The sequence below is a fragment of the Naasia lichenicola genome, from assembly GCF_004801885.1.
Lineage (GTDB): Bacteria > Actinomycetota > Actinomycetes > Actinomycetales > Microbacteriaceae > Naasia > Naasia lichenicola.
The window spans coordinates 580,833-600,345 of sequence record NZ_SSSM01000005.1; the positions used below are offsets into that span (position 1 = coordinate 580,833).

Genomic DNA, 19,513 nt, shown 5'->3' on the forward strand with positions numbered 1-19,513 from the left:
GCCATGGCATCGCTCGACATCCAGGGGACGTCAGGAACGGCCGGCTCGGTCGACCTGCCCGCCGCGATCTTCGACGTGCAGACCAACGTGCCGCTGCTGCACCAGGTCGTCGTCGCCCAGCTCGCCGCGGCGCGCCAGGGCACGCACAAGACCAAGAACCGCGGGGAGGTCTCCGGCGCCGGTCGCAAGCCGTTCAAGCAGAAGGGAACCGGCCGCGCCCGTCAGGGCTCGATCCGCGCACCTCAGCACACCGGCGGTGGAATCGTCCACGGACCGACCCCGCGCGACTACTCGCAGCGCACCCCCAAGAAGATGATCGCCGCTGCCCTGCTCGGCGCCATCTCCGACCGCAGCCGCGGTGGACGCCTGCACGTGATCGACGACCTGTCGGTCGCCGACGCCCCCTCGACCAAGAAGGCCGCCGAGCTCATCACGGCCGTCGCCCCCGGCAAGAGCAAGCTCATCGTGCTCGACCGGGACGACGTCAACGGCTGGAAGAGCGTGCGCAACCTCAAGAACCTCCACGTGCTCACGTGGGACCAGCTGAACGCCTACGACGTCCTCCGCTCGGATGACATCGTCTTCACGAAGTCCGCCTTCGACGGCTTCGTGTCGTGGAAGAACGGCTCGGCCAGCACCGATTCGACCAACACGGAGGTGACCGCGTGAGCGGCTATAACAAGGACCCCCGCGACGTCATCATCTCGCCCGTCGTCTCCGAGAAGAGCTACGGCCTGATCGACGAGGGCAAGTACACGTTCGTCGTCGACCCGCGATCCAACAAGACCGAGATCAAGCTCGCCATCGAGAAGATCTTCCAGGTCGAGGTCGCGTCGGTGAACACCATCAACCGCCAGGGCAAGACGCGCCGGACGAAGTTCGGACTCGGCAAGCGCAAGGACACCAAGCGCGCCATCGTCACGCTCAAGTCCGGCACGATCGACATCTTCACGGCTGTCGGCTAGGTCAGGGGAGAGAACACATGGCAATCCGCAAGTACAAGCCGACGACCCCCGGTCGTCGTGGATCGTCGGTCGCCGATTTCGCTGAGATCACGCGCACCACGCCCGAGAAGTCCCTGCTGCGCCCGCTCTCCAAGAGCGGTGGCCGCAACAACCAGGGCCGCATCACGACCCGTCACATCGGTGGTGGCCACAAGCGCCAGTACCGCGTCATCGACTTCCGTCGCAATGACAAGGACGGCGTGAACGCCCGCGTCGCGGAGATCGAGTACGACCCCAACCGCACCGCGCGCATCGCGCTGCTCCACTTCGTGGACGGCACCAAGCGCTACATCATCGCGCCGAACAAGCTCAACCAGGGCGACATCGTCGAGTCGGGTCCCGGCGCGGACATCAAGCCGGGCAACAACCTGCCGCTGCGCAACATCCCCGTCGGAACGGTGATCCACGCGATCGAGATCCGTCCGGGCGGCGGCGCCAAGCTGGCCCGTTCGGCCGGCGCGAGCGTCCGTCTCGTCGCCAAGGACGGCCCCTACGCGCAGCTCCGCCTGCCGAGTGGCGAGATCCGCAACGTCGACGCGCGCTGCCGCGCATCGATCGGCGAGGTCGGCAATGCCGAGCAGTCCAACATCAACTGGGGCAAGGCCGGCCGCAACCGCTGGAAGGGCATCCGCCCGACCGTCCGCGGTGTCGCCATGAACCCGATCGACCATCCGCACGGTGGTGGTGAGGGCAAGACCTCCGGTGGACGCCACCCGGTCAGCCCGTGGGGTCAGGCCGAGGGCCGCACCCGGCACCCCAACAAGGAGAGCGACAAGCTCATCGTTCGTCGTCGCAACGTCGGCAAGAAGCGCTAGTAGGAGTAGGACATGCCGCGCAGTCTCAAGAAGGGCCCGTTCGTCGACGATCACCTGTTCCGCAAGGTCCAGGTCCAGAACGACGCGGGCAGCAAGAACGTGATCAAGACCTGGTCGCGCCGCTCGATGATCATCCCGGCGATGCTGGGTCACACCATCGCGGTGCACGACGGCCGCAAGCACATCCCCGTCTTCGTGACGGAGACCATGGTCGGGCACAAGCTCGGCGAGTTCGCACCGACCCGTACCTTCCGTGGGCACGAGAAGGACGACAAGAAGGGCCGTCGCCGCTAGGCGACGCGAGGAGGACAGAGAAATGGTGGAGTCGATCGCCCGGGTGCGACACATCCGCGTGACCCCTCAGAAGGCTCGTCGTGTCGTGGACCTCATCCGCGGCAAGCAGGCCGAAGAGGCACTCGCGATCCTGAAGTTCGCACCTCAGGGCGCCAGCGAGCCCGTCTACAAGCTCGTGGCCTCGGCCATGGCGAACGCCCGCGTCAAGGCGGACATCGAGAACAGCTTCCTCGACGAGAGCGATCTCATCGTGGCCCGCGCGTTCGTCGATGAGGGAACCACCCTCAAGCGGTTCCAGCCCCGTGCCCAGGGCCGCGCGTTCCAGATCAAGAAGCGCACCAGCCACATCACCATCGTGCTGGCGACCCCCGATGTCGTTGCGGCCTCCACGGCCCGCAAGAAGGCGAGCAAGTAATGGGACATAAGGTCAATCCCTACGGATTCCGTCTCGGGATCACCACCGACCACGTGTCGCGCTGGTTCTCGGACAGCACCAAGGTCGGACAGCGTTACAGCGACTACGTCGCCGAGGACGTCAAGATCCGCAACCTCCTGAAGACGAGCCTCGACCGCGCTGGAGTGGCGCGCATCGAGATCGAGCGCACCCGCGATCGCGTCCGCGTCGACATCCACACCGCCCGCCCGGGCATCGTGATCGGCCGCCGCGGCGCCGAGGCCGAGCGCATCCGCACCGACCTCGAGAAGCTCACCGGCAAGCAGATCCAGCTGAACATCCTCGAGGTCAAGAACCCCGAGGCCGAGGCTCAGCTCGTCGCACAGGGGATCGCGGAGCAGCTCACCGCTCGTGTCGCGTTCCGCCGTGCCATGCGCAAGGGCCTCCAGGGCGCTCAGCGCGCCGGCGCCAAAGGCGTTCGCGTGCAGGTCTCCGGCCGCCTCGGCGGCGCGGAGATGAGCCGCTCCGAGTTCTACCGCGAGGGTCGCGTTCCGCTGCACACCCTGCGCGCCAACATCGACTACGGCTTCTACGAGGCCAAGACGACGTTCGGCCGCATCGGCGTGAAGGTCTGGATCTACAAGGGCGACATCACCAACAAGGAGCTTGCCCGCGAGCAGGCCAACCAGAAGTCCACGCGCCCCGAGCGCCGCGACAGCGGCCCCCGCCGCGACCGCCGCGACGCACCCGTCGCAGAAGGAGCGAGTGTCTGATGCTCATCCCCCGCAGAGTCAAGCACCGCAAGCAGCACCACCCCACCCGCAGCGGTCACGCAACGGGCGGCACCGAGGTGAGCTTCGGCGAGTACGGCATCCAGGCCCTCACGCCCGCCTATGTCACGAACCGTCAGATCGAGTCCGCTCGTATCGCGATGACCCGTCACATCAAGCGCGGCGGCAAGGTGTGGATCAACATCTACCCCGACCGTCCGCTCACCAAGAAGCCCGCTGAGACCCGCATGGGTTCCGGCAAGGGCTCGCCCGAGTGGTGGATCGCCAACGTCAAGCCGGGACGCGTCCTCTTCGAGGTCGCCGGCGTGAGCGAGGAGCTCGCTCGCGAGGCCCTCACCCGGGCCATCCACAAGCTGCCCCTGAAGGCACGCATCATCAAGCGCGAAGGGAGCGAGGGCTGATGGCGATCGGATCCAAGGAACTGATCTCGACCGAACTCGACACATTCGAGAACGAGCGTCTGATCGACGAGCTGAAGAAGGCCAAGGAGGAGCTGTTCAACCTCCGCTTCCAGTCGGCCACCGGTCAGCTCGAGAGCCACGGACGACTCAAGTCCGTCAAGCGCGACATCGCGCGCATCTACACCGTGATCCGTGAGCGCGAGCTCGGCATCCGTGCCGTCCCCGCCCCCGTGGTCGCCGCAGAGCCCAAGAAGGCCGCGAAGGCCAAGGCGCCCAAGGCAGACAAGGCAGCGGCCCCCAAGGCCGACGAGCCCGTCGAGGCCGAGGCGCCCGCCGCCGAGGCGGCCACCGAGGAGAAGCCCAAGGCTTCTAAGGAGAAGAACTGATGGCCAAGGTCACCGCCAAGGCAGAGGAGACGGCCCCTGTCGTCGCCGAGGACCGTGGAGACCGCAAGGTCCGCCGCGGCTACGTCGTCAGCGACAAGATGCAGAAGACCGTCGTCGTCGAGGTCGAGGACCGCGTCAAGCACCCCCTCTACGGCAAGGTCATCCGTCGCACCTCGAAGGTCAAGGTCCACGACGAGCAGAACACCGCCGGCGTCGGAGACCTCGTCGTGATCAGCGAGACCCGTCCGCTGTCCGCCACCAAGCGCTGGCGCCTGGTCGAGGTCGTCGAGAAGGCCAAGTAGGCCTCCGCGCCCACTTGTAGGAGAAGAAGATGCTTCAGCAGGAATCCAGGCTCAAGGTCGCCGACAACACCGGCGCCAAGGAGCTGCTCACCATCCGCGTGCTCGGCGGCTCGGGACGGCGCTATGCCGGCCTCGGCGACGTCATCGTCGCCACCGTCAAGGACGCGATCCCGGGCGGCAACGTCAAGAAGGGCGATGTGGTCAAGGCCGTCATCGTCCGCACCGTCAAGGAGACCCGTCGTCCCGACGGCTCCTACATCAAGTTCGACGAGAACGCCGCCGTCATCCTCAAGAACGACGGCGACCCGCGTGGAACGCGCATCTTCGGCCCGGTCGGCCGCGAGCTGCGTGACAAGAAGTTCATGAAGATCGTGTCACTCGCACCGGAGGTGATTTGACCAATGGCCAACATCAAGAAGGGCGACATCGTCCAGGTGATCTCGGGCGCGAGCCAGAGCCGCGGCGGTGACAAGGGCAAGCAGGGTCGCGTGATCGACGTGCTCGTCGAGCGCAACCGCGTCCTCGTCGAGGGCGTCAACTTCGTCACCAAGCACGTGAAGGTCGGACAGACCCAGCGCGGCACCAAGACCGGCGGCGTCGAGACCCACGAGGCGCCCATCCACATCTCCAACGTCGCCCTGATCGACCCCGAGACGAAGAAGCCGACCCGCGTCGGCCACCGCGTCGAGCAGGTCACCAAGGACGGCGTGACCAAGAGCGTGCGCATCCGCTACGCGAAGAAGTCAGGCAAGGACCTGTAATGACACTCACCACTGCCGCGCAGGCTGGTTCGCCCGAGAAGGCCCAGCCGCGCCTGAAGCAGAAGTACCGCAGCGAGATCATCGCCCAGCTCACCAAGGACAACGGGTACACCAACGTCCACCAGGTGCCGGGACTCGTCAAGGTCGTCGTCAACACCGGTGTCGGCGAGGCCGCCCGTGACAGCAAGATCATCGATGGCGCTGTCGCCGACCTCACCAAGATCACCGGCCAGAAGCCGCAGGTCACCAAGGCCCGCAAGTCCATCGCGCAGTTCAAGCTGCGCGAGGGCCAGCCGATCGGCGCCCACGTAACACTGCGCGGCGACCGCGCCTGGGAGTTCCTCGACCGCCTGCTGTCGCTGGCGCTGCCCCGCATCCGCGACTTCCGCGGCCTGTCGGACAAGCAGTTCGACGGCAACGGCAACTACACCTTCGGCCTCACGGAGCAGAGCGTCTTCCACGAGATCGACCAGGACCGCATCGATCGCGTCCGCGGCTTCGACATCACCGTCGTGACCACGGCCAAGACCGACGACGAGGGTCGCGCGCTGCTCAGGGCGCTCGGCTTCCCGTTCCGCACCGCGGAGAACCAGGCCTGACCTAGGCTTGCTCTTCGGACTGCGCCGCTCCCATGAGCGCTGCACTCCACCCGATGTCTCCGCAAGGAGCACCCACCACAGGTCGGCGCCAGCCGATACCTGGTGAATGAGAGAAGACGAACATGACGATGACCGATCCGGTCGCCGACCTGCTGACCAGGTTGCGCAACGCGAACTCGGCCTTCCACGACTCGGTCTCGCTGCCGCACTCCAAGCTCAAGGGTCACATCGCTGACATCCTGAAGGCCGAGGGCTACATCGCGAGCTGGACCGTCGAGGAGGCCCGCGTGGGCAAGACCCTCACGCTCGAGCTCAAGTACGGCCCCAACCGCGAGCGCTCGATCGCCGGCATCAAGCGGGTCTCGAAGCCCGGACTGCGCGTCTACGCGAAGTCCGACGAGATCCCGAAGGTCCTCGGCGGCCTCGGCGTCGCCATCCTGTCCACCTCGTCTGGCCTCCTCACGGACCGCCAGGCCTCCCAGAAGGGCGTCGGCGGGGAAGTCCTCGCCTACGTGTGGTGATCTGACATGTCTCGAATCGGAAGACTCCCCATCGACATCCCCGCCGGTGTCGACATCAGCGTCGTCGGCCGCGACGTCACCGTCAAGGGCCCCAAGGGCTCGCTGTCTCTGACCGTCGCCCAGCCCATCGAGGTCATCGTCGAAGGCGCACAGGTCCTCGTGACCCGTCCCGACGACGAGCGCCTCTCCCGCTCGCTGCACGGCCTCACCCGCACCCTGATCGCGAACAACGTGATCGGCGTCACCGCTGGATACAGCAAGGGCCTCGAGGTCGTCGGAACCGGCTACCGTGTGGCCGCTCGCGGCAACTCGGTCGAGTTCTCGCTCGGCTTCTCGCACCCCGTGCTGGTCGAGGCGCCCGAGGGCATCTCGTTCACGGTCGAGGGCAACAACAAGCTGACCGTGGCCGGCATCGACAAGCAGGCCGTCGGCGAGGTCGCCGCCAACATCCGCAAGATCCGCAAGCCGGAGCCCTACAAGGGCAAGGGCGTCCGCTACGCAGGCGAGAACGTCCGCCGCAAGGCCGGAAAGTCAGGTAGGTAGACATGGTCACCGTCATCCGTGGCAAGAGCAAGTCGGCCGCACGCGACCGTCGCCACACCCGTCTTCGCAAGAAGGTCGAGGGAACCGCGCTCCGTCCTCGCCTCGTCGTCACCCGTTCGGCACGTCACGTGTTCGTCCAGGTCGTCGACGACTCGGTCGGCCGCACCCTGGCCTCCGCCTCGACCCTCGAGGCCGACATGCGCGTCTTCGAGGGCGACAAGACCGCCAAGGCGCACAAGGTCGGCGAGCTCGTCGCCGAGCGCGCCAAGGCAGCAGGAATCGACGCGGTCGTCTTCGACCGCGGTGGAAACAAGTACGCGGGCCGCATCGCGGCAATCGCCGATGGAGCCCGGGAAGGTGGACTGAGCCTGTGAGCGACGTTCCAGTCACAACAGCAGCAGCAGCCGAGACGGCCGAGGCTCCGGTGGAGACCGCAGCCGGCAGCTCGCCCGACAACCGCAACGAGCCTCGCGAGGCGCGTCGTGGAAGCCGCGAGCGCAACCCGAACCGCGACCGCGGTGGCCGCGACAGCGAGAAGAGCCAGTTCCTCGAGCGCGTCGTGACCATCAACCGCGTGTCGAAGGTGGTCAAGGGCGGTCGTCGCTTCAGCTTCACCGCACTCGTCATCGTCGGAGACGGCAACGGCCTCGTCGGCGTCGGCTACGGCAAGGCCCGTGAGGTCCCGACCGCCATCTCCAAGGGCGTCGAGGAGGCGAAGAAGAACTTCTTCCGCGTCCCCCGCATCGCCAGCACCATCCCGCACCCCGTGCAGGGTGAGGCGGCGGCCGGTGTCGTCCTGCTCCGTCCCGCGACCGCCGGTACCGGCGTCATCGCGGGCGGCCCCGTCCGCGCCGTGCTCGAGTGCGCGGGCATCCACGACGTCCTCTCGAAGTCGCTCGGCTCCAGCAACACGATCAACATCGTGCACGCCACCGTCGCGGCCCTCAAGAACCTCGAGGAGCCGCGCGCCGTCGCAGCCCGTCGTGGTCTCGAGCTCGAGGACGTCATGCCCTCTTACATGCTGAAGGCCGAGCGCGACGCTGCCGCGCACGCCGCAGAAGCGAAGGTAGGTGCCTGATGGCCGCCCAGCTGAAGGTGACCCAGATCAAGTCCAAGGTGAGTGAGAAGCAGGACCAGCGCGACACGCTGCGTTCGCTCGGTCTCAAGCGCATCGGCGACACCGTGGTCCGCGAGGACAACGCGCAGAACCGCGGCTACGTCCGCCACGTCGCTCACCTCGTGAAGGTTGAGGAGATCAACTGATGGCCGAAGACAAGGCCCCGGGCACGACCCCGGAGAAGAAGGCGACCGCCCCCAAGGCGTCCGCAGCCAAGGCGACCGCCACGGCACCTGCGGCCACCGCCGCAGCCGGCACCTCGACGCGGACCGCCAAGGCGCCCGCCGCCGAGGCCGAGACCACCCGTGGTCGCGTGCTCAAGGTGCACCACCTGCGTCCCGCGGAGGGGTCCAAGAAGGACCGCATGCGCGTCGGCCGTGGTGAGGGCTCCAAGGGCAAGACCGCCGGCCGTGGAACCAAGGGAACCAAGGCCCGCTACCAGGTCAAGGTCGGCTTCGAGGGTGGGCAGATGCCTCTGCACATGCGCACCCCGAAGCTCCGCGGCTTCAAGAACCCGTTCCGCGTGGAGTACCAGGTCGTCAACCTCGACAGGCTGGCCGAGCTCTACCCGACCGGCGGAGATGTCACCATCGCCGACCTGGTCGCCAAGGGCGCCGTTCGCAAGAACGAGAAGGTCAAGGTCCTGGGCACCGGCGAGATCGCGGTTAAGCTGAGCGTGGCCGTCGACAAGGTCTCCGGTTCCGCAGAGCAGAAGATCATCGCGGCAGGCGGCTCGATCGCCTGAGCTGCGCGAGTCTGAGACGCTGCCGCCGCGTCGAACGGGGAGGGAAACCTTCCGGTTCGGACGCGGCGGCGGCGCATCGGGCCTCGGAGCCATGTAGGCTCCGATCTTTGTGACGGCGTGGCGGTTTCACACCCACCACGCCCGGCTCATCCTAGGAAAGGCATCACTGCGTGTTCAGAGCCATAGGGCGGATCTTCCGCACGCCTGATCTTCGACGCAAGATCGGCTTCACGCTCTTCATCGTCGCGATCTTCCGACTCGGGTCCTTCATCCCGGCACCGTTCGTCGACTTCGCGAACGTGCAGGCCTGTCTCGCGCAGAACACCAGCACCTCGGGCCTCTACGAGCTCGTCAACCTCTTCAGCGGCGGCGCACTGCTGCAGCTCTCGATCTTCGCGCTGGGCATCATGCCCTACATCACCGCGTCGATCATCACCCAGCTCCTGCGCGTGGTCATCCCGCACTTCGAGACCCTCTACAAGGAGGGCCAGGCCGGCCAGGCCCGCCTCACGCAGTACACCCGCTACCTCACCATCGCGCTCGGCGTCCTGCAGTCCACGACGCTGATCACCGTCGCCCGCAGCGGCGCGCTGTTCCCGCAGAACAGCGCCACCGCGTGCACGCAGCTCATCACGAACGACTCCTGGTACGCGATCCTGCTCATGGTCGTCACCATGACCGCCGGCACCGGCCTGATCATGTGGATGGGCGAGCTCATCACCGAGCGCGGCATCGGCAACGGCATGTCGCTGCTCATCTTCACCTCGATCGCCGCCCGCTTCCCGGGATCGCTCGACGCCATCCGCACCTCGCAGAGCATCGAGGTGCTCATCGTCGTGATAGCCATCGGCTTGGCCATCGTGGTCGGCGTCGTGTTCGTCGAGCAGTCCCAGCGCCGCATCCCGGTGCAGTACGCCAAGCGGATGGTCGGCAGGCGGACGTACGGCGGCAACAACACCTACATCCCGATCAAGGTCAACATGGCGGGCGTCGTGCCGGTCATCTTCGCCTCGTCGCTGCTGTACCTGCCCGCGCTGGTCGCGCAGTTCAACCAGCCCGCCGCCGGCCAGGAGCCGCAGGCCTGGGTCACCTGGATCCAGAACTACCTGACCAAGGGCGACCACCCGCTCTACATGCTCCTGTACTTCCTGCTCATCGTCGGCTTCACCTACTTCTACGTCGCGATCACCTTCAACCCCGAAGAGGTCGCCGACAACATGAAGAAGTACGGCGGCTTCATCCCGGGCATCCGCGCGGGCCGTCCGACCGCCGAATACCTCGACTACGTGCTCACCCGCGTGACCCTGCCGGGGTCGATCTACCTCGGATTGATCGCACTGATCCCGCTGATCGCGTTCGTGGCCGTCGGGGCCAACACCAACTTCCCCTTCGGCGGCGCCTCGATCCTGATCATCGTCGGCGTCGGTCTCGAGACGGTCAAGCAGATCGACTCGCAGCTGCAGCAGCGGCATTACGAGGGCCTTCTGCGATGACGGCGGCGAACGGCCCGGGCTACCGACTGCTGATCGTCGGTCCGCCCGGCGCCGGCAAGGGCACCCAGGCGGTGCGGATCTCGAAGAAGTTCGGCATCCCGGCGATCTCGACCGGCGACATCTTCCGCGAGAACGTCCGCGGCGAGACGGAGCTCGGTGTGCTGGCCAAGTCCTACATGGACCGCGGCGAGTACGTTCCCGACTCCGTGACGAACGACCTGGTCGCCGACCGGCTGAACTGGGCGGACGCTGACGGCGGGTTCCTGCTCGACGGCTTCCCGCGCACGACCGAACAGGTCAAGACCCTCGACGGCATCCTCGCCACCCACTCGCACGCTCTCGACGCAGTGATCGAACTGCACGCCGAGACCGAGGAGGTCGTCGAGCGCCTGCTCAAGCGGGCCGTGGAGCAGGGTCGCACCGACGACACCGAGGCCGTCATCCGCCGTCGCCTCGAGGTCTACCTCGAGCAGACCTCTCCGCTCATCGAGACCTACCGGGAGCGTGGGCTGCTGCTCAGCATCAACGGTCTCGGCGACGTCGACGACGTGACCGCGCGCATCTTCGAAGCGCTGGAGAGCCGCACCGCAGCCTGACCGGCGTCTGGTCCGCCAGCAGAAGAGGAGCCGTCTTGTCTCTCGTCCGTGTGCACAACTTCACGATCTCGCTGGACGGCTTCGGCACCGGCGAAGGCCAGGCGCTCGAGGCTCCGTTCGGTCATGCCGGCTCCCGGCTGCTGAACTGGGCGTTCGGCACGCGCACCTTCCAGGCGATGGGGCTGCACGGCGACGCTCCGGGCTCCTTCGGAGTCGACGAGTCCTTCGCCAGTCAGTGGTCGACGGGGATCGGCGTGGAGATCATGGGCCGCAACAAGTTCGGCCCGCAGCGCGGCCCGTGGGACGACGAGGAGTGGACGGGCTGGTGGGGGAGCGACCCCGTCTTCCACACACCTGTCGTCGTCCTCACCCATCACCCACGGCCGACCCTCGAGATGGACGGGGGTACGACCTTCCACTTCCTGGACGCCGACCCGGCCACCGCCCTCGCGCACGCTCGCGAGCTGGCCGGGGACCTCGACGTCCGGATCGGCGGCGGTGTCGAGACGGTCCGCCAGTTCCTCGCGGCCGATCTCATCGACCACCTGCATGTGGTCGTGGCTCCGATCGTGCTGGGTCGCGGCGAGCGGCTCTGGGACGGTCTCGAGGGACTGGAGGAGCGCTTCGACATCGAGGCCACGCCGTCGCCGAGCGGAGTGGTGCACCTGGTGCTCACCCGTCGGGACCGCTCCTAGCCCTCGGCCTGCTCGCGACGAGACCCGCCGAGTTGCCAGTTCTGCTGCCTGTGCAGCGTCTCTGGCGGCAGAACCGGGCACCTCGGGCGTCAGGAATCGATGAGGTGGACGACGCCCTCGATGAAGCTGGTGAAGTCGGTGGTGCTCCGCAGCAGACGCAGCACATCGGCGTTGTCCGAAAACACGTCGACGAACTGCTCGAAGACCGTCTGGAAGGCCGCCCGCCCCTCCGCGCTGAAGGCGATCAGGGCGATCACGTTGACGCGGCCCTCGCCCCACGGCATGGGCGTCTCGTTCAGGGCGACGGCGATCGCAGTCCGCCGGGCGCTCATCGTGAGCGAGTGCGGAACCGCCAGGGTCTCGGTGAAGGCGGTCGACGACAAGCGCTCGCGCTCGAGAACGCCGTCGAGATACGGCTCGTCGATGATGCCGAGCGCGATCATCGGCTCGCCGAGTGCGCGGATCATCGACTTCTCGTCGGCCGCCCCCACGTTGCGCAGGAACAGGCGCTCGTCGAAGTAGAGCAGCAGCTCGTCCTTGATCCGCCCTCGGCGACGCTGCCGGCGGATGCGCGCGACCGCGGTCCGGACCGACTCGATGTCACCCGGGGTGAGGAAGGGCTGGACCAGCACCACGTTCTCGGGGCGGGCCGCCCACGGCAGCGTGCTGACCACGAGATCGCCGGTGAGCTCCGACGCCGGCGCATCCGTGCGGGTGACGACGTGGTCCACGCGCAGCTCCACGCCGAGCGCCGCCTCCAGTCGGGCCCGCAGCAGATCGGCCATGTCGTGATAGTTCGGGCAGACGATCGTGCAGGTGACCGCGTCGACCGGCGCCGCATGCCGCTCGAGATGCGAGCCGATGTGCAGCGCGATGAAGGCGATCTCATCCTCGCTGATGACGATCTCGAATTCCCGCTGCAGCTCGCTGGCCACGAAGACGGCCAGCTCGTAGGTGAGCGGATACGACGTCTTGATCGAGCGGGCGAGCGGATTGCGCGTGGAAATTCCGGCCCGCGACCGGGTCACCAGATTGCGCACGTGCATGGTGAGGCGCATCAGCAGGGTCTCGTCGTCGAGGTCGACCAGGTACTCGGCCTGAGCACGGTGGAGCACCTCGCGGACGATCGCCAGGTCCCTTGTCTCGACGGGGGAGAAGTCCACCGCCGGTGTCGACGCCGCACCTGTCGTGGCATCGGGGATCGCGCGCGTGCCCACACGGGTCGTGAGCAGGGCGGCGAGAGTCTCGAGCTCGCCCACCGGAAGCAGGGTGCCGAACTGCCGCTCGACGATGGGGGAGAGGGCGACCACGAGCTCGCTGGGATGGCTCTCGGGGCCGCTCTCCATCGTCCGGTTCATCCCGTGCTGCGACCGGTCGACCGCGATGGCCGTATGCAGCAGCACGCCGTCGAGGGCGAACTCGTTCACCGCGTAGCCGAGCGATTCCAACAGCGCGATGACGTCGGTCTTGAACGCGGACAGGTCGCCGACCCCGAACGCCTCCTGCAGGCGGGCGACGTCGAAGAGGCCGTCTGCCGTCTCGTCGCGGAAGATGCTGCTGATGAGGCGGCGCTGGGACTCCTCGGTGCCGTCGAGGCTGACGACGGTGCCGGACCGTACGAGCTCCAGACCGGCGTCTCGCGCCATGCTGCGCACCCGTCTCAGGTCGCCCTCGAGCGTCGACTCGCTGACGAAGAGCGCCGCGGCGAGCTCGTGGACGTCCACGCCGGTCGTCGTCTGGGTGAGCGTGGTCACGAGGTAGGCCACCCGCTCGCGCGGCTTGTCGGGAGAGGCGTCGTCACGCGCGCCGGCGGCGTATTGCGCGTAGGCGTCCCGGTTCAGTCGGTATCCGACGGTGGACGAGCTGATGACGTCGAGGGGGCGCGCGGCCGACTTGATCGCCGTGACGTAGCTGCGCACCGATCGGGTGCTGACGCCGAGGCGGTCGGCGAGCTCGGACGCCGCGACCCAGCGGTCGGCGCCCGCGAGGTACTCGAGCAGCATCGGCGTCTTGTCGGCCATTTCACCCCATGGTGTCATGCGCCACCGGCCGATGCGCATGCGATCAGCTCGACTTCCGCACCCCCGGAAGCAGATCTGTTGGCGCCCCCGTGGCGCGGACCGGCAGGCTGACCTTTGAAACTGCTGGAAATTCAGGGCGCAAGGAGGCGATCCATGGCAACAGTGCTGCTCGTCTGCGTTGCCGGAGTCTCCGGGACCTTCCTCGCGAAGCGCATGCGCCGACTCGATCCCAGCCTCGACACCGTCGTGGCGGACTACGCGGGACTCGCAGACGTCATCCACGGAGCGGACGTGGTGCTGATCGCCCCGCAGCTCGCCGACGTCGATCGATCGATCGGCGATCTCGCCCCGGGCGTCCCCTCCGCGATCCTGCCCGCCAGCGCGTTCTCCGCCGGCGGCGCCGAGATCGCCCTGCGCACGGTGCACGAGCTCCTCGGAGCGACCGCCGACCCACTCGCCCCAGCCCGTCCGACCCCCGCCTATCCGGGTGCATCGGCATGATGCAGACTGGCGAAGCGCCTGCTCAGGCGTCCCCAACAGAAGGAGCCCACGTGCCCACTCGCACCGTCGTCGTCGCATCCAGCCATGGCCTGCACGCCCGTCCCGCAGCGCTGTTCTCGCAGGCGGCGGCCAAGGCCGGCGTCCCCGTCCAGCTCACCAAGGGCGGCAAGACGGTGAACGCCGCCAGCATCCTCGGCGTCATCTCCCTCGGCATCGACCACAACGACGAGGTCGTCATCAGCGTCGACGGCGACGGCGCCGACGAGCTCCTCGACCAGCTGACCGAGCTGCTCACCACCGACCACGACGCATGAGCGTTCTGACAGGAGTCGGGATCGGCCGCGGCGTCGCCGTCGGCCCGATCCTGCGCATGCCCGAGCCGCTGCCCGAACCCGACACGATCGCGAGCACCATCGGACCCGACTCCGAGCGCGAGCGCGTCACCAACGCCCTGGCGGCCACCGCGGAGGACATCCGCTCGCGCGGCGAGCGTGCGGGCGGCAAGGCGCAGGAGGTCCTCGACGCACAGGCGATGATGGCCGACGACCCCACCCTCCGGTCGGACATCGACGTCCGCATCGACAACGGCGCGACAGCCGAGCGCGCAGTGTTCGAGGCCTTCAACGGCTTCAAGGAGATGCTGCTCGCGATCGGCGGGTACATGGCCGAGCGCGCCACCGACCTCGATGACGTCTCGCAGCGGATCATCGCCCGACTGTCCGGAGTCCCCGCTCCCGGGGTGCCGACCAGCGATGTGCCGTTCGTGCTCGTCGCCCGCGACCTCGCCCCCGCCGACACGGCCCTGCTCGACCTCGATCGCGTGCTCGCCCTGATCACCAGCGACGGCGGGCCCACCTCCCACACGGCCATCCTCGCTCGCGAGAAGTCGATCACCGCGGTCGTGGGCGTCGTGGGTGCCCTCTCTCTCGACGACGGGACGAATGTCATCGTCGACGCGTCCACCGGCATCATCACCGTCGGCCCCAGCGTCGACCAGACCGAGAAGGCGAAGGCGACGATCCTCGAGCGCGCGCAGCGTGCGGCCGTCCCGATCGGTCCCGGCGCCCTGGCGGACGGCACCCACATCCCGCTGCTCGCCAACCTCGGATCGGTCGACGGCGTGGATGCGGCACTCGCGGCAGGAGCCGAGGGCGTCGGGCTGTTCCGCACGGAGTTCCTCTTCCTCGACGCGAAGAGCGCTCCGACCGTGGCGCAGCAGTACACCCACTACTCCAAGCTGCTGCGGGGATTCTCGGGCAAGAAGGTGGTCGTGCGCGCCCTGGACGCGGGAGCGGACAAGCCGCTGAGCTTCCTCAACGACGCGCACGAGGAGAACCCCGCCCTCGGCCTGCGCGGCCTGCGCGCGCTGCGCGCGTCGGAGCACATCCTGCGCGACCAGCTCACGGCACTCTCGCGCGCGGCGCAGGAGAGCGACGCCGACCTCTGGGTGATGGCGCCCATGGTCTCGACGGTCGAGGAGACGAAGTACTTCGTCGACATCGCGCACGAGCTCGGCCTCGCCACCGCCGGCGTCATGGTCGAGGTCCCCTCGTCCGCGCTGCTCGCCGACCGCATCCTCGCGATCGCGGGCTTCGCCAGCATCGGCACCAACGACCTCACCCAGTACACGCTCGCGGCCGACCGGATGCTCGGCACGGTCTCGAGCTTCCAGGATCCGTGGCACCCCGCCGTGCTGCGCCTGGTGGGCGAGGTCGGCTCGGCAGGAGCGGCACTCGGGAAGCCCGTCGGCATCTGCGGCGAGGCGGCGGCCGATCCGCTGCTCGCCGTCGTCCTCGTGGGACTGGGCGCCACCTCGCTCTCGATGTCCCCGGCCGCGATCGGAGACGTGCGCAGCGAGCTCGCGCGCTTCACCCGCGACCAGGCCGTCGCGTTCGCGCAGGCGGCGCTCGCCGCCGACAGCCCGCAGTCCGCACGTGAGGCCGTGCGGGCGCTGGCCGAGCCGGGCAGCTAGACCGCACCACCCGCATTGACTGCACCACCCGCAATACCCGCACCACGGGCCGCAGGAACTCAGCTTCTGCCCCATCACCACAACCACGCACACAGAAACAGGAGACACACACCATGACGACGACGTCAGCACCGGCACGATCCTCAGGGGGTGCACGAGTAGGGGTCCAGAAGTTCGGGACGTTCCTCTCGGGCATGGTCCTGCCCAACATCGCAGCCTTCATCGCATGGGGCCTCATCACCGCGTTCTTCATCCCCACCGGATGGACGCCGAACGAGACCCTGGCCACCCTCGTCGGCCCGATGATCACCTTCCTGCTGCCCCTCCTGATCGCCAACCAGGGCGGCCGGATGGTCTACGACACCCGCGGTGGCGTCGTGGCGACCATCGCGACCATGGGTGTCATCGTGGGCACGGACATCCCCATGTTCATGGGCGCCATGATCGTCGGACCGCTCGCGGCCCTGATCATGAAGCAGGTCGACAAGATCTGGGACGGCAAGATCCGCCCCGGCTTCGAGATGCTCGTCAACAACTTCTCCGCCGGAATCCTCGGCGCGATCCTGGCGATCGGCGCCTTCTTCGGAATCGCCCCGCTCGTCACCGCGCTGAGCAACTTCATCTCCGCGGGCGTCGACTTCCTGGTCACCGCCGGCATCCTGCCGCTCGTGAGCATCTTCATCGAGCCCGGCAAGGTGCTGTTCCTCAACAACGCCATCAACCAGGGCGTGCTGACCCCGCTGGGCGTCCAGCAGTCGATCGACAGCGGCAAGAGCATCCTGTTCCTGCTCGAGGCGAACCCCGGCCCCGGCCTGGGCCTGCTGCTCGCGTTCACCGTCTTCGGCCTGGGCATGATGAAGGCGAGCGCTCCCGGCGCCATCATCATCCACTTCCTCGGCGGCATCCACGAGATCTACTTCCCCTACGTGCTCGCCAAGCCCGTCCTCATCGTCGCCATGATCGCGGGCGGCATGACCGGCGTCGCGACCAACGTGGTGTTCGGCTCGGGCCTCCGGGCTCCTGCCTCGCCGGGAAGCATCTTCGCGATCCTGCTGCAGACCGCCTCGGACAGCTACGTCGGCGTCATCCTCTCGGTGATCCTGTCGGCCGCCGTGTCGTTCATCGTGGCATCGCTCATCCTGCGGGTCAGCCGCAAGCGCGACCTGGCCGCCGGCAACGCCGGTGACCTGTCCGCGGCGATCGCCGCGACCGAGGCCAACAAGGGCAAGTCCAGCAGCGTGCTGCAGGGCCTGACCCGCGACGAGGCGGCCGCCGCAGGCGTCGGCCTCGAAGGCGAGCGCACCGCGGTCGCCACCGCGACGCCCGTCCGCAACATCGTGTTCGCCTGCGACGCCGGCATGGGCTCCAGCGCCATGGGTGCCTCCGTCCTGCGCAACAAGATCAAGAAGGCCGGGATCGAAGGAGTCACGGTGGTCAACAAGGCCATCGCCAACCTCGACGATTCCGCCGACCTGGTGATCACCCAGCGCGAGCTGACCGATCGCGCCAGGCAGAAGGCGCCGGCCGCGCAGCATGTCTCGGTCGACAACTTCATGAACAGCCCCGCCTACGACGAGGTCGTGGCACAGGTCGCCGACCAGAAGTAGTCGGAAGGCACCGAAACGCTCGGTCGGGCACCGCCCGACTGCGCAAAGATGAGGGGGAGCGGAGCGATCCGCTTCCCCTCATCTCATCCCACCCACACACTCACCCACTCGGCGATCGACCGACTCACCCACCCCTGCCTCTCCGGAGGCCACGCATCACCCTGGAATCGAAGGAGCACCCATGGCCGTCCTGGATCTGGACCGCGTCAACGTCAACGGGAGCGCGACGACGCGCGACGAGGCCATCCGCGAGGCGGGCGCCGCCCTCGTCGCGGCCGGCGCCGTGGACGCCGCATACGTCGACGCGATGTTCGACCGCGAGAACACCGTCTCGACCTACATGGGCAACTTCCTGGCCATCCCGCACGGCACCAACGACGCCAAGGACGCGATCCACGCCTCCGCGCTGTCCTTCACCCGCTACGACCAGCCCATCGACTGGGACGGCAACGAGGTGCGCTTCGTCGTCGGCATCGCGGGGCTCAACAACGAGCATCTCGACATCCTGTCCAAGATCGCCATCGTCTTCTCCGACGACGACGAGGTCGCGAAGCTGCTCGCCGCCTCGACCGCGCAGGAGGTCTACGACCTCCTCGGCGACGTCAACGCGGAGTGACGGGGATGAGCCCGGAATCCGGACGCAGCGAGCTGACCGCCGTCCACTTCGGAGCAGGCAACATCGGCCGCGGCTTCGTCGGCCTCATCCTGCACAACGCCGGCTACGAGGTGGTCTTCGCCGATGTCAACGCCGAGCTGATCGACGCCCTCGCCGCTGCAGACTCGTACACCGTGCACGAGGTGGGACCCGAGGCCAAGGACTGGGTCGTCGACCGATTCCGTGCGTTGAACAGTCGAAGCCAGGAGGCGGAGGTGATCGCCGAGATCGCCGCCGCCGACATCGTCACGACCGCCGTCGGCCCCCGCGTGCTTCCCTTCGTCGCTCCGGTGATCGCCGCAGCGCTCGTGGCGCGCGACCCCCAGCAGGCGCCCCTGCAGGTGATGGCGTGCGAGAACGCCATCGGCGCCACGGATACGCTGCGCACGAGCATCGAGACCGCGCTCGCCGCTCAGGATCAGTCCGGGGCCATCGGCCGTGGCGTGTTCGCGAACACCGCCGTCGACCGGATCGTGCCCGGGCAGGACCCGGACGCGGGGCTGGACGTCACGGTCGAGGACTTCTTCGAGTGGGCGATCGAGAAGGGCCCGTTCGGCGACGGAGTCCCGGACATCCCTGAGGCCACCTTCGTCGACGACCTGTCGCCGTACATCGAGCGCAAGCTGTTCACCGTCAACACCGGGCACGCGACCATCGCCTACCACGGGTTCGCGCAGGGCGCGGGGACGCTGGTCGAGGCGCTCGCCCTCCGCGAGGTGAGCGACGAGGTCGACGCCGTGCTCGCCGAGACCAAGGCGCTGCTCGTCGCCAAGTACGACTTCCCGCCCGAGCAGCAGCAGAAGTACCTCGAGAAGAACCTCACGCGCTTCGCCAACCCCGCCCTCTCCGACACGGTCGAGCGGGTCGGCCGTGCGCCGCTGCGCAAGATCAGCCGGCACGAGCGCTTCATCGGACCGGCTGCCGAGCTCGTCGAACGCGGTCTCGGTGCTGACGCCCTCGTGCGCGCGTTCGGTGCCGCGCTGGAGTTCGACGTGGCGGAGGATCCGGAGAGCGTCGAGCTCCAGGCGCTGCTGGCAGGGGAGACCTCCGACGAGGACCTCGCCGTCCAGCTCACCGGCCTCCCGACCGACCATCCGCTGCTGCCGCGGATCGTGAACGCCGTCGAACGTCGGCGGGCGGTCGAGGCCGGCTGACCGCAGACCGGTGGACGAGGAATGCAGCGGCCCGTCCGCGCGTTACCACCCTTGATGCGTCGATCGGGGTTGGCAACGCCGAGGGAAATCGCCTAGGATAGTCCGTTGGTGCTCCGACCGCTCTGCGGTCGCCCTCTCCCCATCGG

General features: G+C 67.9%; 28 protein-coding genes. 27 read left to right on the forward strand and 1 reads right to left on the reverse strand.

The window, feature by feature from the left end; genetic code table 11:
- Window positions 1-3 precede the first annotated feature (3 nt).
- The 21 genes from rplD to E6C64_RS13740 all read left to right on the forward strand — a co-directional run bounded on the left by rplD (window position 4) and on the right by E6C64_RS13740 (window position 11,457).
- Window positions 4-669 (forward strand): 50S ribosomal protein L4, encoded by a 666-nt coding sequence (rplD, locus tag E6C64_RS13640; RefSeq protein WP_136428033.1) that lies wholly within the window; start codon window positions 4-6, stop codon window positions 667-669.
- A complete protein-coding gene (gene rplW / locus E6C64_RS13645) occupies window positions 666-965 on the forward strand; it encodes a 50S ribosomal protein L23 (RefSeq protein WP_136428034.1) in 300 nt (99 codons plus the stop codon). Before rplD ends, rplW begins: the two co-directional genes overlap by 4 nt.
- 17 nt (window positions 966-982) lie before the next feature.
- A complete protein-coding gene (rplB, locus tag E6C64_RS13650; RefSeq protein WP_136428035.1) occupies window positions 983-1,819 on the forward strand; it encodes a 50S ribosomal protein L2 in 837 nt (278 codons plus the stop codon).
- A gap of 12 nt (window positions 1,820-1,831) precedes the next feature.
- Window positions 1,832-2,113 carry a 30S ribosomal protein S19 gene (rpsS, locus tag E6C64_RS13655; RefSeq protein WP_136428036.1) on the forward strand — a complete coding sequence of 94 codons (282 nt, stop codon included), beginning with the start codon at window positions 1,832-1,834 and terminating at the stop codon, window positions 2,111-2,113.
- Window positions 2,114-2,135: 22 nt separating this feature from the next.
- On the forward strand, window positions 2,136-2,528 hold the full coding sequence (gene rplV / locus E6C64_RS13660; protein ID WP_136428037.1) for a 50S ribosomal protein L22: 393 nt from the start codon (window positions 2,136-2,138) through the stop codon (window positions 2,526-2,528).
- Window positions 2,528-3,280 carry a 30S ribosomal protein S3 gene (rpsC, locus tag E6C64_RS13665; protein WP_136428038.1) on the forward strand — a complete coding sequence of 251 codons (753 nt, stop codon included), beginning with the start codon at window positions 2,528-2,530 and terminating at the stop codon, window positions 3,278-3,280. Before rplV ends, rpsC begins: the two co-directional genes overlap by 1 nt.
- Complete coding sequence (gene rplP, locus E6C64_RS13670) at window positions 3,280-3,699, forward strand: 50S ribosomal protein L16 (protein ID WP_136428039.1); 420 nt, start codon at window positions 3,280-3,282, stop codon at window positions 3,697-3,699. Before rpsC ends, rplP begins: the two co-directional genes overlap by 1 nt.
- Complete coding sequence (rpmC, locus tag E6C64_RS13675; protein WP_136428040.1) at window positions 3,699-4,085, forward strand: 50S ribosomal protein L29; 387 nt, start codon at window positions 3,699-3,701, stop codon at window positions 4,083-4,085. Before rplP ends, rpmC begins: the two co-directional genes overlap by 1 nt.
- Window positions 4,085-4,387, forward strand: a complete 303-nt coding sequence (rpsQ, locus tag E6C64_RS13680) for a 30S ribosomal protein S17 (RefSeq protein WP_136428041.1) — start codon at window positions 4,085-4,087, stop codon at window positions 4,385-4,387. The genes rpmC and rpsQ overlap by 1 nt, the downstream gene beginning before the upstream one ends.
- A 29-nt stretch (window positions 4,388-4,416) precedes the next feature.
- Complete coding sequence (rplN, locus tag E6C64_RS13685) at window positions 4,417-4,785, forward strand: 50S ribosomal protein L14 (protein WP_136428042.1); 369 nt, start codon at window positions 4,417-4,419, stop codon at window positions 4,783-4,785.
- A 3-nt stretch (window positions 4,786-4,788) separates the two neighbouring features.
- Complete coding sequence (gene rplX, locus E6C64_RS13690; RefSeq protein WP_136428043.1) at window positions 4,789-5,148, forward strand: 50S ribosomal protein L24; 360 nt, start codon at window positions 4,789-4,791, stop codon at window positions 5,146-5,148.
- Window positions 5,148-5,747, forward strand: coding sequence for a 50S ribosomal protein L5 (gene rplE / locus E6C64_RS13695; RefSeq protein ID WP_136428044.1), 600 nt, complete (start codon window positions 5,148-5,150; stop codon window positions 5,745-5,747). The genes rplX and rplE overlap by 1 nt, the downstream gene beginning before the upstream one ends.
- Window positions 5,748-5,869: 122 nt before the next feature.
- Entirely contained in the window at window positions 5,870-6,268 is a 399-nt protein-coding gene (gene rpsH / locus E6C64_RS13700) for a 30S ribosomal protein S8 (protein ID WP_136428045.1), read from the forward strand.
- A 6-nt stretch (window positions 6,269-6,274) separates the two neighbouring features.
- Window positions 6,275-6,811, forward strand: coding sequence for a 50S ribosomal protein L6 (gene rplF, locus E6C64_RS13705; RefSeq protein WP_136428046.1), 537 nt, complete (start codon window positions 6,275-6,277; stop codon window positions 6,809-6,811).
- Window positions 6,812-6,813: 2 nt separating this feature from the next.
- Entirely contained in the window at window positions 6,814-7,185 is a 372-nt protein-coding gene (gene rplR, locus E6C64_RS13710) for a 50S ribosomal protein L18 (protein WP_136428047.1), read from the forward strand.
- The gene (gene rpsE, locus E6C64_RS13715; protein WP_136428048.1) at window positions 7,182-7,889 is read left to right on the forward strand and encodes a 30S ribosomal protein S5; all 708 of its coding nucleotides are present in this window, start codon (window positions 7,182-7,184) and stop codon (window positions 7,887-7,889) included. Before rplR ends, rpsE begins: the two co-directional genes overlap by 4 nt.
- On the forward strand, window positions 7,889-8,074 hold the full coding sequence (rpmD, locus tag E6C64_RS13720; RefSeq protein WP_136428049.1) for a 50S ribosomal protein L30: 186 nt from the start codon (window positions 7,889-7,891) through the stop codon (window positions 8,072-8,074). The genes rpsE and rpmD overlap by 1 nt, the downstream gene beginning before the upstream one ends.
- Window positions 8,074-8,673, forward strand: coding sequence for a 50S ribosomal protein L15 (gene rplO / locus E6C64_RS13725; RefSeq protein WP_136428050.1), 600 nt, complete (start codon window positions 8,074-8,076; stop codon window positions 8,671-8,673). The genes rpmD and rplO overlap by 1 nt, the downstream gene beginning before the upstream one ends.
- 170 nt (window positions 8,674-8,843) lie before the next feature.
- Window positions 8,844-10,166, forward strand: coding sequence for a preprotein translocase subunit SecY (gene secY, locus E6C64_RS13730; protein WP_136428051.1), 1,323 nt, complete (start codon window positions 8,844-8,846; stop codon window positions 10,164-10,166).
- Window positions 10,163-10,762: an adenylate kinase gene (locus tag E6C64_RS13735; RefSeq protein WP_136428052.1), complete on the forward strand. Its 600-nt coding sequence runs from the start codon at window positions 10,163-10,165 to the stop codon at window positions 10,760-10,762. The genes secY and E6C64_RS13735 overlap by 4 nt, the downstream gene beginning before the upstream one ends.
- Window positions 10,763-10,797: 35 nt before the next feature.
- Complete coding sequence (locus E6C64_RS13740) at window positions 10,798-11,457, forward strand: dihydrofolate reductase family protein (protein WP_136428053.1); 660 nt, start codon at window positions 10,798-10,800, stop codon at window positions 11,455-11,457.
- 89 nt (window positions 11,458-11,546) lie between these two features.
- Here E6C64_RS13740 and E6C64_RS13745 read toward each other — a convergent pair whose 3' ends face one another.
- Window positions 11,547-13,478, reverse strand: a complete 1,932-nt coding sequence (locus E6C64_RS13745) for a BglG family transcription antiterminator (protein ID WP_136428054.1) — start codon at window positions 13,476-13,478, stop codon at window positions 11,547-11,549.
- A gap of 153 nt (window positions 13,479-13,631) precedes the next feature.
- Here E6C64_RS13745 and E6C64_RS13750 point away from each other — a divergent pair, with 153 nt between their 5' ends.
- The 6 genes from E6C64_RS13750 to E6C64_RS13775 all read left to right on the forward strand — a co-directional run bounded on the left by E6C64_RS13750 (window position 13,632) and on the right by E6C64_RS13775 (window position 19,367).
- The gene (locus E6C64_RS13750) at window positions 13,632-13,979 is read left to right on the forward strand and encodes a hypothetical protein (protein ID WP_136428055.1); all 348 of its coding nucleotides are present in this window, start codon (window positions 13,632-13,634) and stop codon (window positions 13,977-13,979) included.
- A gap of 50 nt (window positions 13,980-14,029) precedes the next feature.
- On the forward strand, window positions 14,030-14,293 hold the full coding sequence (locus E6C64_RS13755) for an HPr family phosphocarrier protein (protein ID WP_136428056.1): 264 nt from the start codon (window positions 14,030-14,032) through the stop codon (window positions 14,291-14,293).
- Window positions 14,290-15,951 carry a phosphoenolpyruvate--protein phosphotransferase gene (gene ptsP, locus E6C64_RS13760; protein WP_136428057.1) on the forward strand — a complete coding sequence of 554 codons (1,662 nt, stop codon included), beginning with the start codon at window positions 14,290-14,292 and terminating at the stop codon, window positions 15,949-15,951. Before E6C64_RS13755 ends, ptsP begins: the two co-directional genes overlap by 4 nt.
- A gap of 113 nt (window positions 15,952-16,064) precedes the next feature.
- The gene (locus E6C64_RS13765) at window positions 16,065-17,558 is read left to right on the forward strand and encodes a PTS mannitol transporter subunit IIBC (RefSeq protein ID WP_136428058.1); all 1,494 of its coding nucleotides are present in this window, start codon (window positions 16,065-16,067) and stop codon (window positions 17,556-17,558) included.
- Between the two features lie 181 nt (window positions 17,559-17,739).
- Window positions 17,740-18,174: a PTS mannitol transporter subunit IIA gene (locus E6C64_RS13770; RefSeq protein ID WP_136428059.1), complete on the forward strand. Its 435-nt coding sequence runs from the start codon at window positions 17,740-17,742 to the stop codon at window positions 18,172-18,174.
- Window positions 18,175-18,206: 32 nt separating this feature from the next.
- The gene (locus tag E6C64_RS13775; protein WP_136428709.1) at window positions 18,207-19,367 is read left to right on the forward strand and encodes a mannitol-1-phosphate 5-dehydrogenase; all 1,161 of its coding nucleotides are present in this window, start codon (window positions 18,207-18,209) and stop codon (window positions 19,365-19,367) included.
- The last annotated feature ends 146 nt before the right edge of the window (window positions 19,368-19,513 follow it).

Coding starts and splice junctions, on each gene's coding strand:
- rpsH (WP_136428045.1), top strand. CDS start 5,870: ATGACGATGACCGATCCGGTCGCCGACCTGCTGACCAGGTTGCGCAAC.
- rpsQ (WP_136428041.1), top strand. CDS start 4,085: ATGGCCAAGGTCACCGCCAAGGCAGAGGAGACGGCCCCTGTCGTCGCC.
- rplR (WP_136428047.1), top strand. CDS start 6,814: ATGGTCACCGTCATCCGTGGCAAGAGCAAGTCGGCCGCACGCGACCGT.
- E6C64_RS13750 (WP_136428055.1), top strand. CDS start 13,632: ATGGCAACAGTGCTGCTCGTCTGCGTTGCCGGAGTCTCCGGGACCTTC.
- ptsP (WP_136428057.1), top strand. CDS start 14,290: ATGAGCGTTCTGACAGGAGTCGGGATCGGCCGCGGCGTCGCCGTCGGC.
- rplP (WP_136428039.1), top strand. CDS start 3,280: ATGCTCATCCCCCGCAGAGTCAAGCACCGCAAGCAGCACCACCCCACC.
- E6C64_RS13745 (WP_136428054.1), bottom strand. CDS start 13,478: ATGGCCGACAAGACGCCGATGCTGCTCGAGTACCTCGCGGGCGCCGAC.
- E6C64_RS13735 (WP_136428052.1), top strand. CDS start 10,163: ATGACGGCGGCGAACGGCCCGGGCTACCGACTGCTGATCGTCGGTCCG.
- rplD (WP_136428033.1), top strand. CDS start 4: ATGGCATCGCTCGACATCCAGGGGACGTCAGGAACGGCCGGCTCGGTC.
- rplX (WP_136428043.1), top strand. CDS start 4,789: ATGGCCAACATCAAGAAGGGCGACATCGTCCAGGTGATCTCGGGCGCG.
- rplN (WP_136428042.1), top strand. CDS start 4,417: ATGCTTCAGCAGGAATCCAGGCTCAAGGTCGCCGACAACACCGGCGCC.
- E6C64_RS13765 (WP_136428058.1), top strand. CDS start 16,065: ATGACGACGACGTCAGCACCGGCACGATCCTCAGGGGGTGCACGAGTA.
- rpmD (WP_136428049.1), top strand. CDS start 7,889: ATGGCCGCCCAGCTGAAGGTGACCCAGATCAAGTCCAAGGTGAGTGAG.
- rpmC (WP_136428040.1), top strand. CDS start 3,699: ATGGCGATCGGATCCAAGGAACTGATCTCGACCGAACTCGACACATTC.
- rplO (WP_136428050.1), top strand. CDS start 8,074: ATGGCCGAAGACAAGGCCCCGGGCACGACCCCGGAGAAGAAGGCGACC.
- rplV (WP_136428037.1), top strand. CDS start 2,136: ATGGTGGAGTCGATCGCCCGGGTGCGACACATCCGCGTGACCCCTCAG.
- rplB (WP_136428035.1), top strand. CDS start 983: ATGGCAATCCGCAAGTACAAGCCGACGACCCCCGGTCGTCGTGGATCG.
- rplE (WP_136428044.1), top strand. CDS start 5,148: ATGACACTCACCACTGCCGCGCAGGCTGGTTCGCCCGAGAAGGCCCAG.
- rpsC (WP_136428038.1), top strand. CDS start 2,528: ATGGGACATAAGGTCAATCCCTACGGATTCCGTCTCGGGATCACCACC.
- rpsS (WP_136428036.1), top strand. CDS start 1,832: ATGCCGCGCAGTCTCAAGAAGGGCCCGTTCGTCGACGATCACCTGTTC.
- rplF (WP_136428046.1), top strand. CDS start 6,275: ATGTCTCGAATCGGAAGACTCCCCATCGACATCCCCGCCGGTGTCGAC.
- E6C64_RS13770 (WP_136428059.1), top strand. CDS start 17,740: ATGGCCGTCCTGGATCTGGACCGCGTCAACGTCAACGGGAGCGCGACG.